Annotated in this window: 16 protein-coding genes; 8 read left to right on the forward strand and 8 right to left on the reverse strand. The window is 71.6% G+C overall.

Features of this window, described 5'->3' with window-relative positions:
- Positions 1-17: 17 nt before the first annotated feature.
- Entirely contained in the window at positions 18-236 is a 219-nt protein-coding gene (locus GE115_RS05080; RefSeq protein ID WP_153683686.1) for an Rv0909 family putative TA system antitoxin, read from the reverse strand.
- A gap of 67 nt (positions 237-303) precedes the next feature.
- Here GE115_RS05080 and GE115_RS05085 point away from each other — a divergent pair, with 67 nt between their 5' ends.
- On the forward strand, positions 304-939 hold the full coding sequence (locus tag GE115_RS05085) for a GNAT family N-acetyltransferase (RefSeq protein ID WP_312854910.1): 636 nt from the start codon (positions 304-306) through the stop codon (positions 937-939).
- A 12-nt stretch (positions 940-951) separates the two neighbouring features.
- On the opposite strand, the gene GE115_RS05090 is transcribed toward GE115_RS05085, so the two are convergent.
- Genes GE115_RS05090 through GE115_RS05110 form a run of 5 tightly spaced genes read right to left on the reverse strand, consistent with a single transcriptional unit; the run spans position 952 to position 5,532 of the window.
- Positions 952-1,692: a TSUP family transporter gene (locus GE115_RS05090; RefSeq protein WP_312854911.1), complete on the reverse strand. Its 741-nt coding sequence runs from the start codon at positions 1,690-1,692 to the stop codon at positions 952-954.
- Positions 1,693-1,701: 9 nt separating this feature from the next.
- Positions 1,702-3,186 (reverse strand): sodium/solute symporter, encoded by a 1,485-nt coding sequence (locus tag GE115_RS05095; RefSeq protein ID WP_312854912.1) that lies wholly within the window; start codon positions 3,184-3,186, stop codon positions 1,702-1,704.
- Positions 3,183-3,605, reverse strand: a complete 423-nt coding sequence (locus GE115_RS05100; RefSeq protein ID WP_216648757.1) for a DUF485 domain-containing protein — start codon at positions 3,603-3,605, stop codon at positions 3,183-3,185. Before GE115_RS05100 ends, GE115_RS05095 begins: the two co-directional genes overlap by 4 nt.
- Positions 3,602-4,342 (reverse strand): LytR/AlgR family response regulator transcription factor, encoded by a 741-nt coding sequence (locus GE115_RS05105; RefSeq protein WP_312854913.1) that lies wholly within the window; start codon positions 4,340-4,342, stop codon positions 3,602-3,604. Before GE115_RS05105 ends, GE115_RS05100 begins: the two co-directional genes overlap by 4 nt.
- On the reverse strand, positions 4,339-5,532 hold the full coding sequence (locus tag GE115_RS05110) for a sensor histidine kinase (protein ID WP_153683688.1): 1,194 nt from the start codon (positions 5,530-5,532) through the stop codon (positions 4,339-4,341). The genes GE115_RS05105 and GE115_RS05110 overlap by 4 nt, the downstream gene beginning before the upstream one ends.
- A 192-nt stretch (positions 5,533-5,724) precedes the next feature.
- Here GE115_RS05110 and GE115_RS05115 point away from each other — a divergent pair, with 192 nt between their 5' ends.
- Entirely contained in the window at positions 5,725-6,132 is a 408-nt protein-coding gene (locus tag GE115_RS05115) for a DUF485 domain-containing protein (RefSeq protein ID WP_153683689.1), read from the forward strand.
- Complete coding sequence (locus GE115_RS05120) at positions 6,129-7,745, forward strand: monocarboxylic acid transporter (protein ID WP_153683690.1); 1,617 nt, start codon at positions 6,129-6,131, stop codon at positions 7,743-7,745. Before GE115_RS05115 ends, GE115_RS05120 begins: the two co-directional genes overlap by 4 nt.
- Positions 7,746-7,973: 228 nt before the next feature.
- On the opposite strand, the gene lpdA is transcribed toward GE115_RS05120, so the two are convergent.
- Positions 7,974-9,374: a dihydrolipoyl dehydrogenase gene (gene lpdA / locus GE115_RS05125; RefSeq protein ID WP_153683691.1), complete on the reverse strand. Its 1,401-nt coding sequence runs from the start codon at positions 9,372-9,374 to the stop codon at positions 7,974-7,976.
- 57 nt (positions 9,375-9,431) lie between these two features.
- Positions 9,432-9,980, reverse strand: coding sequence for a signal peptidase II (locus GE115_RS05130; protein ID WP_153683692.1), 549 nt, complete (start codon positions 9,978-9,980; stop codon positions 9,432-9,434).
- Positions 9,981-10,086: 106 nt separating this feature from the next.
- On the opposite strand from GE115_RS05130, the gene GE115_RS05135 reads away from it, so the two are divergent.
- The 5 genes from GE115_RS05135 (at position 10,087) to GE115_RS05155 (ending at position 15,827) form a co-directional block, all read left to right on the forward strand.
- The gene (locus GE115_RS05135; RefSeq protein ID WP_312854914.1) at positions 10,087-11,100 is read left to right on the forward strand and encodes a DMT family transporter; all 1,014 of its coding nucleotides are present in this window, start codon (positions 10,087-10,089) and stop codon (positions 11,098-11,100) included.
- A gap of 263 nt (positions 11,101-11,363) precedes the next feature.
- The gene (locus GE115_RS05140; RefSeq protein WP_153683693.1) at positions 11,364-11,723 is read left to right on the forward strand and encodes a GntR family transcriptional regulator; all 360 of its coding nucleotides are present in this window, start codon (positions 11,364-11,366) and stop codon (positions 11,721-11,723) included.
- Entirely contained in the window at positions 11,720-12,625 is a 906-nt protein-coding gene (locus tag GE115_RS05145; protein WP_153683694.1) for an ABC transporter ATP-binding protein, read from the forward strand. Before GE115_RS05140 ends, GE115_RS05145 begins: the two co-directional genes overlap by 4 nt.
- Positions 12,622-13,401, forward strand: coding sequence for a hypothetical protein (locus tag GE115_RS05150; protein WP_153683695.1), 780 nt, complete (start codon positions 12,622-12,624; stop codon positions 13,399-13,401). The genes GE115_RS05145 and GE115_RS05150 overlap by 4 nt, the downstream gene beginning before the upstream one ends.
- Positions 13,402-13,574: 173 nt before the next feature.
- Positions 13,575-15,827, forward strand: coding sequence for a heavy metal translocating P-type ATPase (locus tag GE115_RS05155; protein ID WP_153683696.1), 2,253 nt, complete (start codon positions 13,575-13,577; stop codon positions 15,825-15,827).
- Positions 15,828-15,949 lie beyond the last annotated feature (122 nt).

Raw genomic sequence — 15,949 nt, forward strand, 5'->3', positions numbered from 1 at the left:
GCAGGTGTGCGCCGGCGCTACTGGTTGCCGACCGACTTGTCGATGTTGGCCCGCACGTCGTCGACCTTGGCGTCGTGCTCGTCGGGCGTGATCTTCTTCACGGCCTCGCCGATGCCGTCGAGGAGCTTGTCGCTGATGTCCTCGGCCTGCTCGCTCTTCAGCACGTCCTGGATCTTGTCCTTGTTCTGCTCGATGAAATCGCCCGCCTGCTTGGCGAGATCGTCCATGCCAGCCATGCCCCCCAGCCTTTCCTCGGATGTCGGCGGCACGCGCCGCCCGTTGTCATCGTGGCAGACTCGATCGGTGACCGCCACCCGCCCTGAGACCACCGAACTCGCCGGCCGCCACGTCGTGCTGACCCCGCTCGCCGACGCAGACCTGCCCGAGCTGTACGACGCGATCTGCCGCCCCGAGGTGTTCGCCGGCGGCTACGGCGGCGGGCCGGCGGGCCTGCCCGAATCGCTCGCGGCGTTCGAGCGCTTCGCCGCCGGGTACTACCCCCGGGGCGAGCAGGCGCTGCCCTGGGTCATCCGTCTCGCGAGCGGTCCCGACGCCGGTCGATTGGTGGGCACCTCGACGCTCGGCGACCTCGACGTGGTCAACGAGGGCGCCCACATCGGCTGGACCGCGTACGATCCGCACGTGTGGGGCACGGTCGTGAACCCCGAGGTGAAACTGCTGTTGCTCGGGCTCGCGTTCGACCACGGGTTCGCGCGCGTCAAGATCCAGGCGGATGCCGCGAACTCGCGGTCGCGCGCGGCGATCCTGCGCCTCGGCGCGACCTTCGAGGGCGTGCTCAGGCACGCCATGCGCCGGGCCGACGGCAGTTGGCGCGACACGGCCGTCTACTCGGTGCTCGTCGAGGAGTGGCCCGAGGTGCGGGCGGGGCTCGAGGCGCGGATCGACGCGTGGGGCGACCGGGCCGTGCAGGTCGGGTAGAGCCGGCCGCGGTCAGCCCCAGAGTTCGAGGGCCCCGTCGAGGAGGGCCACGGCGCCGCCGAGGTAGGCGATCACGATCACGGCGATGCGAGCCGCGTGGTGCGGGATGCGTCGATGCAGGAGCTCGGCGAGGCCGAGGCCCGCGAGCAGCGCGACGAGGATCCACGGCCAGGCGCCCGGCCCGAGGTCGGGGATCACCCAGCCGGTCTGCCCGAGCTTGAGGCCCAGGGATGCCGCGCCGATCACGACGAAGTAGGGTTGCGCGGTCGCGGCGAAGCCGGCCTGCGACCATCTCGTCGCCACGGCGTAGACGCTGAGCGCGGGGCCGCCGACGCCCGCCGCGGCGTTCATGATCCCGGATGCCCCGCCGGCGATGACGGCCGGCGGCCAGCCGTGGGCGGTGTGCTCGGCGCGCGTCACGAGGAGCGTCGTGGTGAGCGCGGCGATCACGAGCGCGCCGATCACGACCTGCAGGGGCGCTCCGGGCACGGACGCGGCGATGAACGCCCCGACCGCGGTGCCTCCGACCGCCGGGACGACGAGCAGCGCGAATCGTCGCCACTCGACGTGCCGCCAGACCCTCGGCAGGATGATGATCGAGGAGACGACCGCGCACAGGTTGACGACGATCACGCCGTCGAACGGGCCGAGCAGCAGCACGAGCGCGGGGGAGGCGACCAGGGCGAAGCCCATGCCCGTGACCCGCTGCGCGAACGCGCCGACGAGCACGGAGACGGCGACGGCGAGGAGCACCCCGGGAGTCTACGCGTCGGTCGCGCGCCGGAGGTCCTCGGGCGCGTGCAGCCGCCGCAGGAACGCATCGGTGCTGCGGGGCACGCCGCGGCGGTCGCCCTTCGAGACGAGCACCGTGACCGCGACGGCGATCGGCACCGTCCAGGCGGCGGGCTGCTCGAGCGCCGCACGGATCGCCGGCAGTGCGGCGCCGAGGGCACCGCCGCCGAGGATCGCGGCCCCCGACAGCACGGCGCCGGTGGCCATGCCCGCGATCGCACCCCTGGCCGTGAGGCCGCGCCACCAGATGCCGAGCAGGAGCACGGGGCACAGCGTCGACGCGGTGAAGGCGAACACGAGCCCGACGCTCCCGGCGAGGCCCGCCGAGTCGGTCGCGAGCGCCACCGCGAGCGGCACCAACGACGAGACGAGCGCGGCCGCCCGGAACCCGCGGACGCTGCCGCCGAGCAGGTCCTGGCTGATCACGCCCGCGAGCGAGACCACGAGCCCCGACGACGTCGAGAGGAACGCCGCGAACGCGCCCGCGATGACCAGGGCCGTCAGCAGTTGGCCGATCGGGCCTGGCACCAGGCGATCGGGCAGCACGAGGATCAGCGCGTCGGCCTCGCCGGGCACCGCGAGGTCGGGTGCGAACGCGCGCCCCATGAGCCCGAACACGGTGGGGAACAGGTAGAACACCGAGAGCAGCCCGAGCACGATCACCGTCGTCCGGCGCGCGGCCGGACCGTCGGGATTCGTGTAGAAGCGCACGAGCACGTGCGGCAGTCCGAGCGTGCCGAGCAGGAGCGCGACCATGAGCGACACCGTGCGGTACCAGTCGAGTGCGCCGGGCCCGGCCGAGGCGGGGAACGCCTCGGCCGCGACCAGCTCGGGCGAGACGGAGCCGCCGCCGATCAAGAGCAGCAGCGCGACCGCGGGCACCGCCAGCGCCGTCAGCTTCAGCCAGAACTGGAACGCCTGCACGAAGGTGATCGAACGCATGCCACCGGCGGCCACGACGCCCGCGACGATGACGGCGACCGCGACGGACCCGACCCACGACGGGAGCCCGGTCGTGATGCGCACCGTGAGGGCGGCGCCCTGCAGCTGCGGCACGATGTAGAACCAGCCGATGACGATCACGAGCACGCTCGTGACGCGTCGCGCGGCGACCGAGTCGAGTCGCGCCTCGGTGAAGTCGGGGATCGTGTACGCCCCCGACCGGCGCAGCGGGGCGGCCACGAACAGGAGCAGCATGAGGTAGCCCGCGGCGTAGCCGATCGGGAACCAGACACCGCCGATGCCGGTGAGCAGGATGAGGCCCGCGACACCCAGGAACGAGGCCGCCGAGAGGTACTCGCCGCCGATCGCCGAGGCGTTCCACCAGGGCCGCACGGTGCGGCTCGCGACGTAGAAGTCGCCCGTCGTGCGCGAGACGCGCAGTCCGTAGAAGCCGATGAACACGGTCACCGCGGCGACCGCGAGGATCGCGGCATAGCCGATGGCCGCGTTCACGAGCCCTCCACGAGCGAGCGGTACCTGGCCTCGTTGCGGCTCGCCGCGCGCACGTAGAGCCCGCCGATCGTGAGCCCGAGCGGGTAGATGCCGAAGCCGATCAGCAGCCACGACACCGGCACCCCGGCGACGAACGCCTCGTCGAGCGCCGGCGTCAGCACGATGGCGGCCACGAACAACGTCGTGGCGAACACGAACCCGGCGGCGCAGACGAGGCCCAGCCGCAGCTGCGAGCGGATCAGCGAGCGCAGGTAGACCGCCTGCACGTCGCTCGACGCGGGCCTCGCGCCCGCTCGGGCGACGGATGCCGCACCCGGGCGCGGCGCCGTGACGCGCACGCGCGCGGGCGGGGCATCCGTGTCCGACGTCGGCACCGCGGCATCCGGGTCACCCGGGTTCGGGGCATCCGCGTCGGTCACGGCCGCGCTCGCAGCGTCGTCGACTCGAGCCGCTCGCGCAGGCCGGGAAGCAGTCGCCGGCTCACCGGCAGCTCGGCGCCGCCGACCGTGACGCTCGCGTGGTCGCCGCCGAGCCGGACCCGCGTCACGTGGCCGAGGGCGATCAGGTACGACCGGTGGATGCGCACGAAGCCGGCGTCGGCCCACTGCCGTTCGAGGTCGGCCATCGGCACGCGCACGAGGTAGCTCGCCTCCTCGGTGTGCAGCCGGGCGTAGTCGCCCTGCGCCTGCACGTAGCGCACGTCGTCACGGCGGATCATCCGCGTCGTGCCGCCGAGCGTGACGGCGATCACCTCGGGCTGACGAGGCGCCGCGGGTGCGGCCGTCGACGCGCTCTTCAGGCTCTCGACGATGCGGCCCACCGAGCGCTCGAGCCGAGCGGTGCGCACGGGCTTCAGCAGGTAGTCGACGGCGGCGAGGTCGAAGGCCTCGAGCGCGCCCTCCTCGTCGGCCGTCACGAACACGAGCGCCGGCGTGCGCTCGAACCGCTGCAACGCCCGAGCGAGGTCGAAGCCGCTGAGGCCCGGCATGTGGATGTCGAGGAACGCGGCGTCGACCGGCTCGCGCGTGAGCAGCCGGATCGCCTCCGAGCCCGAGTTCGCGACGTGGATGACGCCGACGCGCGGGTCCTGGCGCAGCAGGAACGCGAGCTCGTCGACCGCGGGCTGCTCGTCGTCGGCGATGAGCACGGAGATCACGGTTCGATCCTCCCATCGGGGTCGCGGCCGGGCTGCGACTTCGGCACCCGCATGCGTACGAGGGTGCCGGCGCCGAGGTTGGTCTCGACGACGAGGCCGTGCTCGTCGCCGTACACCTGGCGCAGGCGCGCGTCGACGTTGCGCAGGCCCACGTGCTCGCCCGCCGAACCGCCCGCGAGCACGCGCTCGAGCACCTCGGGGTCGATGCCGACGCCGTCGTCCTCGACGCTGATCTCGGCGAACGCCCCCAGATCGGATGCCTCGATCGTGATGCGCCCGCCCCCCTCCTTCGACTCGAGCCCGTGCCGCACGGCGTTCTCGACGAGCGGCTGGATCGAGAGGAACGGCACGACCGTCGAGAGCACCTCGGGCGCGATCTGCAGGGTGACCTTGAGGCGGTCGCCGAAGCGCGCGCGCTCGAGTCGCAGGTAGCTGTCGATCGAGCGCAGCTCTTCTGCGACGGTCGTGAAGTCGCCGTGCCGTCGGAACGAGTAGCGGGTGAAGTCGGCGAACTCGAGCACGAGCTCGCGCGCGGTCGCCGGGTCGGTGTTGATGAACGACGCGATCGCGTTCAGCGAGTTGTAGATGAAGTGGGGGCTGATCTGGGCGCGGAGCGCCCGCACCTCGGCCTCGGCGAGTGCGGCGCGCGACGCGTCGAGCTCGCCGAGCTCGACCTGGGCCGCGACCCAGTCGGCCACCTCGCCGGTCGCGCGCACGAGGCCCGATCGCACGGTCGGCTCGAACGCGACCACCGCGCCCACCGCACGGCGACCGACGAGCACGGGCGCGGCCGCGGCATCCGTCTCGGTGCTGCCGGTTCGGATGCCCCGCTGCACCTGGGGCCGGCCCGTCTCGGCGACCTGCGCGGCGAGGTTCGCCGCCGCCTGCCGCAGCGACTCGTCGCCGTCGATGGCGACGTCGCCGGCCGAGTCGGCGAGGGCGACGGTCTGCGACGCGAGCAGCGCCCGGAGGTGGCGTGCGGCGCGCGCGGCATCCTGCTCGCCGAGGCCGCCGCGCAGGTGGGCCGCCGCGCGCGAGGCGAGATGGAGGGTGCGATAGGTCGCGCGCTCCTCGTCGGTGCCGAGGTCGCGCGAGGCGAGCACGAGCCGGCGCAGCAGCACGACGATGCCGACCGCGAGTGCGCCCGCGACGACGCCGACGGCGGCGGCGAGCAGCATCGACTCGGGCATTCCTCCACGGTAGCCGTCGTTCATCGCCGGCCGCGCGCCGTTCGTCGCAGCATCGGCGCCGTTCACCGACGACGAGCGGCGGCTGCGCACCGCCCGTGCGGCGAATCGGCAGCATGGGCTCACTGCGTGCGGGCGAACCGCGGCAGCGGCGCGGCTCCCGCCTCGCCGGACCCCCCTCGAAGGAGAGACGCCATGGGCAACGACGCCCTGAGCGCGGAGCAGGCGACGCTGGAACGCGTCGACTACCCCGCGGTGCAAGCATCACCTGAATTCCAGAAGCTCCGGCGAAGCCACCGCAGCTTCGTGTTCCCCGTCCTCGGCGCGTGCCTGGTCTGGTACCTCGCGTACGTGCTCCTCGCGGTCTACGCGCACGACTTCATGTCGACCCGCGTGTTCGGCAGCGTGAACGTCGCGATGATCCTCGGCCTCGCCCAGGTCGTCACGACGTTCGCGGTGACCATGTGGTACGTGAGCTTCGCCAACCGCAAGCTCGACCCCGTGGCCGAGAACCTGCGCGAGGAGATCGAGCGCGGCGAGTTCGAGAAGGCCGGGGCGGCCGGTACGGCTGCCGTCGACGGCGCAGAGGAGACGACGCGATGACCCTCCACTTCGAAGCGGCCACCACCTCGCCCGGCGAGCCGTGGCTGAACATCGCCATCTTCGGCGCGTTCGTCGCGATCACGATGGTGATCGTGTTCCGCGCGAGCCGGAACAACAAGACCGCGGCCGACTACTACGCGGCCGGCCGGTCGTTCACCGGCGGCCAGAACGGCTCCGCGATCGCCGGCGACTACCTGTCGGCGGCATCCTTCCTCGGCATCGTCGGCGCGATCGCGATCACCGGCTACGACGGGTTCCTCTATTCGATCGGATTCCTCGTCGCCTGGCTCGTGGCGCTGCTGCTCGTGGCCGAACTGCTGCGCAACACCGGCCGCTACACGATGGCCGACGTGCTCTCGTTCCGCCTCAAGCAGCGGCCCGTGCGCATCGCCGCGGCCATCACGACGCTCGTGGTCTGCTTCTTCTACCTGCTCGCGCAGATGGCGGGAGCCGGCGGACTCGTCTCGCTGCTCCTCGGCGTGAGCGACCTGCTCGGCCAGTCGCTGGTGATCACGGTGGTCGGCGCCCTGATGATCCTCTACGTGCTCATCGGCGGCATGAAGGGCACCACCTGGGTGCAGATCATCAAGGCCGTGCTGCTCATCGCGGGCGCCGGCGTGATGACCGTCTGGGTCCTCGCGATGTACGGGTTCAACTTCTCGAGCCTGCTCGACAGCGCGGTCGAGGTGGCCGGCAACCCGGCGATCCTCGACCCCGGACTCAAGTACGGCGTCTCGGACATCTCGAAGATCGACTTCGTCTCGCTGGGCCTGGCCCTCGTGCTCGGCACCGCGGCCCTGCCCCACGTGCTCATGCGCTTCTACACGGTGCCCACCGCGAAGGAGGCCCGCAAGTCGGTCGTCTGGGCGATCTGGCTGATCGGCATCTTCTACGTGTTCACGCTGGTGCTCGGCTACGGCGCCGCGGCCCTCGTCGGCCCCGAGGTCATCGCGGCCGCTCCCGGCGCCGCGAACTCCGCGGCTCCGCTGCTCGCGTTCGAGCTCGGCGGCCCGCTGCTGCTCGGCCTCATCTCGGCGATCGCGTTCGCGACGATCCTCGCGGTGGTCGCCGGCCTCACCATCACGGCGGCCGCGTCCTTCGCGCACGACATCTACGCGAGCGTCATCAAGAAGGGCAAGACCGAGCCGGGCGCTGAGGTCAAGGTCGCCCGTCGCACGGTGCTCGTCATCGGCGTCGTCGCGATCCTCGGCGGCATCGGCGCGAACGGGCAGAACGTGGCGTTCCTCGTCGCCCTGGCCTTCGCGATCGCGGCATCGGCGAACCTGCCGACGATCGTCTACTCGCTCTTCTGGAAGCGCTTCACCACGAAGGGCGCCATCTGGAGCATGTACGGCGGCCTGATCTCGGCGATCGTGCTGATCATCTTCTCGCCGGTCGTCTCGGGCTCCGTGACGTCGATGCTGAAGACGGAGGAGATCGACTTCGCGATCTTCCCGCTGTCGAACCCGGGCATCGTCTCGATCCCGCTCGCCTTCTTCCTCGGCTGGCTCGGCACCGTCCTCGACAAGGGCAAGGAGGACCCGCTCAAGCAGTCGGAGATGGAGGTGCGTTCGCTCACCGGGGTGGGAGCCGAGAAGGCGACGCAGCACTAGACGGGGGAGCCGGCCGGTCGGAGGGGGACCGGCCGGCACACGACCCCGGCGGCGGGCGGGGAGAGCTCGCTGCCGGACACGATCGATACGGACTGGCGCCATCGCCCGGCCGTGTCGGTTCGCCGATCGATGCGGCCAGGATCGCCTGCCCGGCCGGCATCGACGCAACGAGGAGGGGGCGGATGCCGCGGCATCCGCCCCCTTCCCGCGCGTGGCGCCTCCAAGGCCTCACATGTTGATCATGTGCCCCGCGAGGCCGTGGATCGCGTCCTGCAGCGCCTCCGACAGCGTCGGGTGGGTGTGCACGTTGCGGCCCAGCTCGAGGGCACCGAGGTCCCATTTCTGCGCGAGCGTCAGCTCGGGCAGCAGCTCCGAGACATCCGGGCCGATGAGGTGACCGCCGAGCAGCTCGAGGTACTTCGCGTCGGCGATGAGCTTCACGAACCCGACCGGATCGCCGAGGCCGTTCGCCTTGCCGTTCGCCGTGAACGGGAACTTCGAGACGACCACGTCGTAGCCCTCGTCGCGCGCCTGCTGCTCGGTCAGGCCGAAGCTCGCGACCTGCGGCTGGCAGAACGTGGCGCGCGGCATCATGCGGTAGTCGCCGAGCGGCATCGTCTCGGCGCCGCCGATGGTCTCGGCCGCCACGATGCCCTGCGCCTCCGCGACGTGCGCCAGCATGAGCTTCGCCGTGACGTCGCCGATGGCGAAGATGTGCGGCACGTTCGTGCGCATGAGCTCGTCGATGCCGATCGCGCCGCGCTCGGTGAGCGCCACGCCCGTGTTCTCGAGCCCGAAGCCCTCGACATTCGGCGCGAAGCCGACGGCCATGAGCACGCGGTCGACGACGAGCGAGCCCGGCTGGCCGTCGGCGCCCGTGTACGAGACGGTGACGGATGCCCCCTGGTCGACGACCTGCTCGACCCGGGTCGACGTGAGGATCGGCACGCCGAGCTTGCGGTACTGCTTCGCGATCTCCTTCGAGACCTCGACGTCTTCATTGGGCAGCGCACGATCGAGGAACTCGATGACCGTGACCTCGACGCCGTAGTTCTTCAGCACGTACGCGAACTCCATGCCGATCGCACCCGCGCCGACGATCGCGATCGAGCGCGGCAGCTCGCGCTCGAGGATCTGCGACTCGTACGTCACGACGTTCGGCGACAGCTCGACGCCGGGCAGGAGGCGCACCCGCGACCCGGTCGCGATGATCGCGTTCTGGAACGTCAGCGTCTCGACGGTGCCGTCGGCCTTCTGCACGTCGATCGTGTTCGCGTCGCGGAAGACGCCGCGCCCGTCGAACTCGGTGATGCCGTTCTTCTTCATGAGGAAGTGCACGCCCTTGACGTGCTTGTCGGACACCTGCCGGCTGCGGTCGAACGCGGCACCGAAGTCGAAGCTCGCGTCGCCCGAAATGCCGAAGGTCGCGGCATCCTCGCGGAAGAGGTGCGCGAGCTCGGCGTTGCGCAGCAGCGCCTTCGAGGGGATGCAGCCCACGTTCAGGCACACGCCGCCCCAGTAGCGCTCCTCGATCACGGCGACCTTGAGGCCGAGCTGGGCGGCGCGGACGGCGGAGACGTACCCGCCGGGCCCGGCGCCGAGGATGATGACGTCGAAGTGGTTGGTCATGGCGCCAGCCTAGGCTTCGGTCGGTGTCTCCGGGGGCCTCGATACCCTCCTTCGTCGCTACTTGACCACCGGGTCCCCGAGCGCGTCGTCTTCGTCGGCGTGGGCGTCGGCGTGCGGACGGGAGTCGATGCCGAGCGCCATGAGCACGACGAGCATGACGGCGCCGGCGAACAGGGCGATGTCGGCGACGTTGCCGATGAACCAGTTCGCGTACGCGATGAAGTCGACCACGTGACCCTGCCCGAACGACGGTTCGCGCAGCAGCCGGTCGAGGAAGTGCGTCGTGGCACCGCCGAGCAGCAGGCCGAGGCACACGGCCCACACGCGCGAGCGCGTACGCCACGCGAACCACGCCGCCACGACCACGCCGACGCCCGCGAGGATCGTGAAGATCCACGTCGCGCCCTCGCCGATCGAGAACGCGGCGCCCGGGTTGTACGCGAGCTGCAGGCCCAGCAGGTCGCCCAGCACCTCGATGCGCTCACCGGTCGAGAGGGATGCCTCGGCCAGGAACTTGGTGAGCTGGTCGACGACGAGCACCGCCACGGCGATCGCCGCGGCGATCCAGGGGGCGGCGGTGGTCCAGGTGGGGGTGCGCTCGCGCATCCACCCATCTTCGCAGGCGGCGCCGCGGCTGCCGACCTTCGGCGGATTCCGGACAACGTGTTCCCGGGCGCTGAACCGCGGCGGGACGCGGACGTAGGCTCATCCGGTGGCAGATCGCACCATCGAACGAGCAGCGCCGGCCGAGGCATCCGTGGGTCGTACCGGAACCCTCTCGGCGGTGCTGCAGTTCGTCGCGATGGGCATCGTGTGGGGCTCGAGCTTCCTGTTCATGAAGGTCGCGCTCGAGGGCGTCTCGTTCGGGCAGATCGCGTGGTCGCGCACGCTGCTCGGCGGCGTCGCGCTCGCCGTGATCGTCGCCGTGATGCGGCCGCGCGTCACGGGCTCCGACGGCCGGCCGGGCCCGGTGCTGCCGCGTGAGCCGATCGTGTGGCTGCACTTCCTGGTGGTCTCCGTCACGACGTGCGTGATCCCCTACCTGTGCTTCGCGTGGGCCGAGCAGTACGTGTCGTCGAGCCTCGCCTCGATCTACAACGCGACCACGCCGATCATGACCGCCCTCATGGCGACCCTCGTGTTCCGCGTCGAGCGGCTCGGCGCCAGCCGCTGGTTCGGTGTCGGCCTCGGCATCCTGGGCGTCGTCGTGGTGATCGCGCCGTGGCAGGTGGCCGGGCTCACCGGCAGCCTCGCCGGGCAGCTCGCGTGCCTCGTCGCGACGCTCTGCTACGGGTTCACGTTCGGGTACCAGCGGAAGTTCCTCAGCCAGCGCCCCATCGCGCCCGCGACGTTCGCGTTCCTGTCGATCGGCGTCTCCGCGGTCGTCATGCTCGCGCTCACGCCGGTGCTCGCACTCCAGCCGGTCGAGCTCGACTTCTCGGCCGACGGATGGGCGATCGTCGGGTCGCTGCTGGCCCTCGGCATCCTCGGCACGGGGCTCGCCTACATCTGGAACATCAACGTGCTGCGGGCGTGGGGCCCGACCGGCACGTCGACCGTGACGTACATCACGCCCGTGGTCGGCGTGGCGCTCGGCATCCTGCTGCTCGGCGAGCGGCTCAGCTGGCACGAGCCGGCGGGTGCCGCGCTCGTGCTCGTCGGCATCCTCTTCGCCCAAGGCCGCCTGCGGCTGGGCCGGCGCAGCGCCGAGGCATCCGTTCGCTGACGCGCGCCGCCCGCCTCCCACCCAGCCACCGCCCGCCCGCCCGGCCGCCCGCCCGGCCCGCCGTCGCCACGGCGCGAGTTCCTCGCATGCGTGCGAGGAACTCGTCGCACCGGTGCGAGGAAGTCGCACCGCGGCGAGAGGATCAGGGCACTCAGGGCGCGCACCGAGATCCGGGCGAAGGGTTGACACGTCCCTGCGTACATGGTTGGTTAGTTAGTGAAGTAACGAACCAATAAGGTTCGACCAACGACAGATAGGCCGATATGGACGAATCGCGACCGATCTTCCTCCAGATCGCCGAACAGGTCGAGAACGACATCATCGACGGCTCGCTGCCCGAGGGTGGCCAGATCCCGTCGACGAACGAGTTCGCGGCGTTCTACCGCATCAATCCCGCCACCGCACTGAAAGGGGTGACCCGCCTTGTCGACGACGGCATCGTGGTCAAGCGAAGGGGCATCGGCATGTTCGTGACCGAGGGCGCCAGGGCCCGCCTCGTCGAACGCCGGCGGGCCGACTTCTCCACCGAATACCTCCGACCGCTCATCGTCGAGGCCGAGAAACTCGGCATCGGCATCGATGAGCTCGTGGGCCTGCTGCAGGCCGAAAGGATCCACTCATGACCGCCACCGTGGTCCGCGCGAGCGGACTGACCAAGCGATACGGCAGCTTCACCGCCGTCGACGGCGTCGACTTCGCGCTCGAGGAGAACCGTATCTACGGCCTCCTCGGCCGCAACGGCGCCGGCAAGACGACGATCATGCAACTGCTCACGGGCCAGCTCTTCCCGAACGCGGGCGAGCTCGAGGTCTTCGGCCGCACGCCCGCCGAGCACGCCGACGTGCTGCGCCGGCTCTGCTTCATCGCGGAGTCGCAGCGCTACCCCGAGGACTTCCACGCGCAGCACGTCTTCAAGGCGGCGCCGTGGTTCTTCGAGAACTGGGATGCCTCGTTCGCCGAGCGGCTCATCGCGGACTTCCGGTTGCCGTTGAAGCGGCCGATCAAGAAGCTCTCGCGCGGGCAGCTCTCGGCCGTCGGCGTCATCGTCGGCCTGGCGTCGCGCGCACCGCTGACCTTCTTCGACGAGCCGTACCTCGGCCTCGACGCGGTCGCCCGGCACATCTTCTACGACCGCCTGCTCGAGGACTACGCCGAGTACCCCCGCACGATCGTGCTCTCCACGCACCTGATCGACGAGGTCGCCAATCTGCTCGAGCACATCATCCTGATCGACCAGGGCCGCATCCTGCTCGATCGCGACGCCGAAGAGGTGCGCGGCAGCGCGACCACGGTCGCCGGCGCCCGCGCGGTCGTCGAGGAGTTCATCGGCACCCGCCCCGTCATCGGCCGCGAATCGCTCGGCGGCCTCGCCTCGGTGACGATCGACGGCCGGCTCGACCAGGCCGAACGCGTCCGCGCCGCCCAGCTCGGCCTCGAGCTGGCGCCCGTGTCGCTCCAGCAGCTCATCGTCCACCTCACCGGCACCGATCTCGCCGGTACCGCCGAACAGGAGGCCGCAGCATGACCGCCGTCGCCACCGCCACCGCCGAACCGGAGGCACAGATGACCAGCACGCGGTTCCGTCCGCACGAGATCCTGCGCATCGCGCGCCTGCACACCGTCAACCCCAGCATCTTCTTCGGGGTGCCGTGGATGATCCTCGGCTTCGCCTGGCTGATCTCGGTCGTCATCGCCGCCATCATCACGGGCGCCGGCGCACCGTCCGACCAGGTTCAGGAGGGCATGCGCTACAGCTGGGCGGTGCTCTCGCCGCAGTGGTACCTCGTCGCCGTCGGCGTGCAGGCCATCGCGTTCACCTTCTCGTTCGCGCTCGGCTTCGGCGCGACCCGCCGCGACTACTGGCTCGGCACGTCGGCCATGTTCGTGCTCGTCGCCGTCGAGATGGCGGTCGCGATCGCGACGCTCGTGCAGCTCGAGAAGTTGACGGACGGCTGGTGGATCGGCGCGGGCATGTTCGACACGCTCTGGTACGGGCAGCAGGGGTGGTGGTTCGACTTCTACTCGACCTTCGCGCTCGAGCTCGCCGTGCTGTTCATCGGCGCCGGCGCCACGACCGTCTACATGCGCTGGCGCATGCGGGGCATGCTGACCCTGCTCATCGGCGCGATCGTGCTGATCGTCGGATGCGTCGCGATCACGACGTTCGCCGGCTGGTGGCCGCAGGTCGTGAGCTGGTTCGCGGCGATCGGCCTGGTGGGCGTGTTCTCGCTCCTGCTCGCCTTCGCGGTGGTCGCCGCCGTCGCGGGGTACCTCGTGATCCGCCGGGCGACGCCCCGCTGATCCTCGGCCGGCAAGGCCGGCGAACGAAGCCGCGGCGCGGCATCCGTCGGGGGACCGGATGCCGCGCCGCATCGTCGTGCGCGATTTGCAGGATACCCCCATGGGGTATAACGTGACGGATGCCTCGGTACCCACGGTGGGTATCCTGAAGGGGCGCCCGGACGGAGGACTGCATGCAGACGCTCGAACTCGAGATCGAGGGCATGACGTGTGCGTCGTGCGCGGCGCGCATCGAGCAGCGCCTGAATCGGCTCGACGGCGTCGCCGCGACCGTGAACTACGCGACCGAGAAGGCCCGCGTGACGGTGCCCGAGGGCGTCGGCGCGCACGAGCTCATCGCCGCGGTCGAGTCCGCGGGCTACCGAGCGGAGCTGCCCGAGCCGCGGCATCCCGCACCCGCCGAACGGCGTCCGTTGCGCACGCGCCTCCTCGTCTCGATCGTGCTGTCGGTGCCCGTGGTCGTGCTGGCCATGGTGCCGCTGCTGCAGTTCCCCGGCTGGCAGTGGGTGTCGTTCGCCCTGACCCTGCCGGTCGTCACGTGGGCGGCGTGGCCGTTCCACCGTGCCGCTGCCGTCAACCTCCGCCATGGGGCGGCGACGATGGACACCCTCGTCTCGCTCGGCGTGACGGCCGCGTTCCTGTGGTCGACGTTCGCCCTGCTCTTCGGCGGCGCCGGCGAGATCGGCATGCGGCACGCGGTGTCGCTCGCGATCGTCCCCTTCGGCGCGCGCGATGCGAGCGGCGACCTCTACCTCGAGGTGGCCGCGGGCGTCACGACGTTCGTCCTCCTCGGCCGGTACCTCGAGCAGCGGTCGAAGCGCGCGGCCGGAGCCGCGCTGCGCGCCCTGCTCGAGCTCGGCGCGAAGGACGTCGCCGTGCTCCGCGACGGCCGCGAGCAGCGCGTGCCGGTCGACCGCCTCGCGGTCGGCGACGAGTTCGTCGTGCGCCCGGGCGAGCAGATCGCGACCGACGGCGTCGTGGTCGACGGCCGCAGCGCCGTCGACGTGTCGCTGCTGACGGGTGAGTCGGTGCCGGTCGAGGTGGAAGCGGGCGATGCGGTCGTCGGTGCCAGCGTGAACGTCGGGGGCCGCCTCGTCGTGCGCGCCACGCGCGTGGGCGCCGACACCCGGCTCGCGCAGATGGCGCGCCTCGTCGAGGACGCGCAGGCCGGAAAGGCCGCGGTGCAGCGCCTCGCCGACCGGATCTCGGGCGTCTTCGTGCCGATCGTCATCGTGATCGCGCTCGCGACCCTGGCCGCCTGGCTCCTCGTCGGGGGCACCGTGGCCGCGGCGTTCACGGCTGCCGTCGCGGTGCTCATCATCGCGTGCCCGTGCGCCCTCGGGCTCGCAACCCCGACGGCTCTGCTCGTCGGCACGGGTCGCGGCGCGCAGGTCGGCGTGCTGATCAAGGGGCCCGAGGTGCTCGAGTCGACGCGGCGGGTCGACACCATCGTGCTCGACAAGACGGGCACGGTCACCACGGGGCGGATGTCGCTCGCCGCGGTGCACCCGGCCGCCGGGGTCGACGAGGGCGAGCTGCTGCGGCTCGCGGGTGCGCTCGAGCACGCGTCGGAGCATCCGGTCGCCCGCGCCATCGCCGAGGCCGCGGCCTCGCGCTTCGGCGACCTGCCGGTGCCCGAGGCATTCGAGAACCGCGCGGGCCTCGGCGTGCACGGCGTGGTCGAGGGGCACCTCGTGCTGGTCGGCCGCCCGGCCATGCTCGCCGAGTGGGCGATCGAGCCCGAGCCGGCAGCCGAGCCCGGCACCGAGGCATCCGTCGCCGATGCGCTCGCCGCCGAGGCGGAGGCGGGCCGCACCGCGGTCGTCGTCGCGTGGGACGGCCGCGTGCGCGGCGTCATCGCCGTCGCCGACGCCGTGAAGCCCACGAGTGCGGCCGCCGTGTCGCGCTTGCGCGCGCTCGGCCTCGAGCCGATCCTGCTGACGGGCGACCACGAGCAGGTCGCGCGGCGGGTGGCGGCCGAGGTGGGCATCGACCGGGTGATCGCCGGCGTGCTGCCCGAGGGCAAGGCCGAGGTGATCGCCGACCTGCGGGCCCAGGGGCGCAGCGTCGCGATGGTCGGCGACGGCGTGAACGACGCCGTGGCCCTCGCGCGCGCCGACCTCGGCATCGCCATGGGCGCGGGCAGCGACGTGGCGATCGAGGCATCCGATCTCACGCTCGTGCGCGACGACCTGCTCGCCGCCGTCGACGCGATCCGGCTCTCCCGGCGCACGATGGGCACCATCCGCGGCAACCTGTTCTGGGCGTTCGCGTACAACGTCGCGGCGATCCCGCTCGCGGCGCTGGGCCTGCTGAACCCCATGCTCGCGGGTGCGGCGATGGCGTTCTCGAGCCTGTTCGTCGTTGGCAACAGCCTGCGGCTGCGCACGTTCAGGTCGGTGTCGCGCGACGTGCGGCAGGGCTGAGGCACGGCCCGCGGCGGCCAGTGCGGCCGGCGGCGGCCCGCGGCGGCCCGCGGATCATCCGCGAGGATGACGCGAGCCGCCGAGAGTCCCTCGCCGGTCCGACGCGGCGGATGCCCCGGCCG

It is taken from the genome of Agromyces agglutinans (assembly GCF_009647605.1).
Classification (GTDB): Bacteria; Actinomycetota; Actinomycetes; order Actinomycetales; family Microbacteriaceae; genus Agromyces; species Agromyces agglutinans.

Coding starts and splice junctions, on each gene's coding strand:
- GE115_RS05155 (WP_153683696.1), top strand. CDS start 13,575: ATGCAGACGCTCGAACTCGAGATCGAGGGCATGACGTGTGCGTCGTGC.
- GE115_RS05130 (WP_153683692.1), bottom strand. CDS start 9,980: ATGCGCGAGCGCACCCCCACCTGGACCACCGCCGCCCCCTGGATCGCC.
- GE115_RS05080 (WP_153683686.1), bottom strand. CDS start 236: ATGGCTGGCATGGACGATCTCGCCAAGCAGGCGGGCGATTTCATCGAG.
- GE115_RS05115 (WP_153683689.1), top strand. CDS start 5,725: ATGGGCAACGACGCCCTGAGCGCGGAGCAGGCGACGCTGGAACGCGTC.
- GE115_RS05145 (WP_153683694.1), top strand. CDS start 11,720: ATGACCGCCACCGTGGTCCGCGCGAGCGGACTGACCAAGCGATACGGC.
- GE115_RS05150 (WP_153683695.1), top strand. CDS start 12,622: ATGACCGCCGTCGCCACCGCCACCGCCGAACCGGAGGCACAGATGACC.
- GE115_RS05120 (WP_153683690.1), top strand. CDS start 6,129: ATGACCCTCCACTTCGAAGCGGCCACCACCTCGCCCGGCGAGCCGTGG.
- GE115_RS05140 (WP_153683693.1), top strand. CDS start 11,364: ATGGACGAATCGCGACCGATCTTCCTCCAGATCGCCGAACAGGTCGAG.
- GE115_RS05110 (WP_153683688.1), bottom strand. CDS start 5,532: ATGCCCGAGTCGATGCTGCTCGCCGCCGCCGTCGGCGTCGTCGCGGGC.
- lpdA (WP_153683691.1), bottom strand. CDS start 9,374: ATGACCAACCACTTCGACGTCATCATCCTCGGCGCCGGGCCCGGCGGG.